This window comes from Pseudorhodobacter sp., assembly GCF_034675685.1.
Lineage (GTDB): Bacteria > Pseudomonadota > Alphaproteobacteria > Rhodobacterales > Rhodobacteraceae > Pseudorhodobacter.
The window spans coordinates 487,625-489,688 of sequence record NZ_JAUCDA010000002.1 but is presented as its reverse complement, the minus strand read 5'-3'; the positions used below and the strand labels follow the sequence as shown (position 1 = coordinate 489,688).

2 protein-coding genes are annotated in these 2,064 nt (G+C 52.8%); both read left to right on the top strand.

What is annotated here, in order from left to right:
• The first annotated feature begins 292 nt into the window (after positions 1–292).
• Complete coding sequence (locus VDP61_RS02450) at positions 293–1,129, top strand: efflux RND transporter periplasmic adaptor subunit (protein WP_323005344.1); 837 nt, start codon at positions 293–295, stop codon at positions 1,127–1,129.
• A 133-nt stretch (positions 1,130–1,262) separates the two neighbouring features.
• Positions 1,263–1,877 carry a TetR/AcrR family transcriptional regulator gene (locus VDP61_RS02445; RefSeq protein ID WP_323005343.1) on the top strand — a complete coding sequence of 205 codons (615 nt, stop codon included), beginning with the start codon at positions 1,263–1,265 and terminating at the stop codon, positions 1,875–1,877.
• Positions 1,878–2,064 lie beyond the last annotated feature (187 nt).

Sequence of the window (2,064 nt, the reverse complement as noted above, 5' to 3'; positions counted from 1 at the left end):
GCTTTTGTGCTGTAACGCGCGCCCCGCGCTCCGGTTAAGATCAGATGCCTCACGCGGAAAATTGCTATTGGCTTGTTTCATATCACTGACCTACCCGATCTGGACAATAGGGCGGGTTTGCCTGATGGCCCCCCCAATCCCTGAAAACTGAAACCTTGAACGTCTAATAGTTATTCTTGTGCGGCCCGAAATTAGCCTTGAAATACCAATTTTGCACAACACAGACTTGTATTAACAAATTAACAATAGCACCATAATTTTCATATTGAAAATAATATTATGAGGTGGCCAAATGTTCTCACGTCACATCAAACCAAAAGCGTGGGCTCTGGGCTTGCTGCTTTCTGCCACGGCTGCGTTCCTTGGGGTTGGCGTGGCTGGCCCGGCTCAATCCTTTGAAATCGTTGATTGCCTTGTGAAACCTAAGGAAATTGCCAAACTCGGCGCATCGGCTCGTGGTGTTATTGCCAGGATCAATGTTGATCGGGCAGATCCGGTGCACAAAGGCGATATCCTTGCCGAGCTGGAAGCCTCGGTCGAGCAAAATGAGATTGCGCTGGCAAATCTGCGATTCGAAAATGATGTTGCAAAGCGGCTTGCGCAGGCCAAGGCCGAAACGGCTGAACTTGGCGTGGAGCGGCTAAGGCAGTTGTCGGCAAAGAATCTGGTCAAGGAAAATGAGTATGAACATGCCTTGCTTGAGGCCCGCACCGCGCGGCTTGAAGAGGAGGAGGCCGAACTGAGCGCGAAAATTGCCGGGGTCCAACTGGAGGCTGCGACAGCCGCGTTGGAGCGTAAACGCATCCGGGCCCCGTTTGATGGTGTTATCACCGAACGGGCCATGTCGGTGGGCGAGCTTTATAATGAGCAAGGCCCGATATTCAGCATCGCCCGCATCAATCCGCTGGTCGTCGAGGCTTGGTTGCCGGCCTCGGCGCGCAGCGCAATTGTCATAAACAGCCAATGGAACGTCCAGTTGGAAAGCGGCCTAGCGGTGCTTGCAACGCTGGATCTGGCCGACCCGATCCTTGACCCGGCCACAGGTACATTTGGCATCCGGCTGAATCTGGCCAACCCTGACGGGGCAATCCTTGCCGGGCAAAGCTGCCGCTTGTCGCCAGAACCGTAGCAAGGTCAGGGCAAATATCTGCCTGTTTGGCCAGATCGGCATGTTTTTGGATCGTAAGGTCAAGAAAATTGCTGTCTGATCAAAATTCTTATAGTAACCTTGCAGAACCAGACGCCACTTATCAGAGTATATCATGGCCAAAGTCGCCGCCGAAATCAGACGGCCTGAAATTCTCGATGCTGCCTTTCGTGTTTTGGCACAAGAGGGGCTTCCCATGCCCTCTTATGACGTGATCGCCAAAGAGGCGGGGATATCAAGGCAGCTCATCCGGCATTACTTTCCCGATCAAACCTCGATGATGGTGGCGCTTTGTGACAGTCTGGCCGGTGCCTATCGCAATCTGATGATGAAAGGGATCATCGACGCCGCCTCAACCGAACGCTTGCAGATCTTTCTGGATTTCTACTTTGGGTTTCTGGAAGGCAAGGGCCTGAAAAAGCCAGAAGATGACAAGGTCTATGATGCCATGTTTTCGCTTGCGGCGGGCAGCCCGGAAATTCGCAGCACCTTGAAAGAGCAATACAGCCTTTTGCATTTTACAATCTGGCATGAGGTGCAGATCAGCAATCCAGACATTCCGCAGCGGGCTTGCCAGGAAATCGGCTATCTTTTCGTGACCTTGATGTATGGGCATTGGAAGATGGTCGCCTCACTCGGGTTTTCCGAAAAACACAACCGCATCGCCCGCGAGGCAATGGACCGTATCATCGCCTCTTACAAAGCCAATTACACCGACCCAGATGCCTGAAACCTTGGTGGTTTTCGCGCCCGAACAAAACCAGGCTGGCCGCGTTCATCCTGTGGTTGGGCAAAAACCCTTGGATGAAAGGCGCAAAGGATTCGGCTGGGGGATAGAGGCAGCGGCCGTGACGGACCTGCTGGGGCTTTATTGCAAGCCTATCCATCTGATAGATTGTAAAGTGACGCAGGTTTTC

Bases quoted from the DNA above. Each gene is read 5' to 3' on its own strand.
- VDP61_RS02450 (WP_323005344.1), top strand. From the start codon at position 293: ATGTTCTCACGTCACATCAAACCAAAAGCGTGGGCTCTGGGCTTGCTG.
- VDP61_RS02445 (WP_323005343.1), top strand. From the start codon at position 1,263: ATGGCCAAAGTCGCCGCCGAAATCAGACGGCCTGAAATTCTCGATGCT.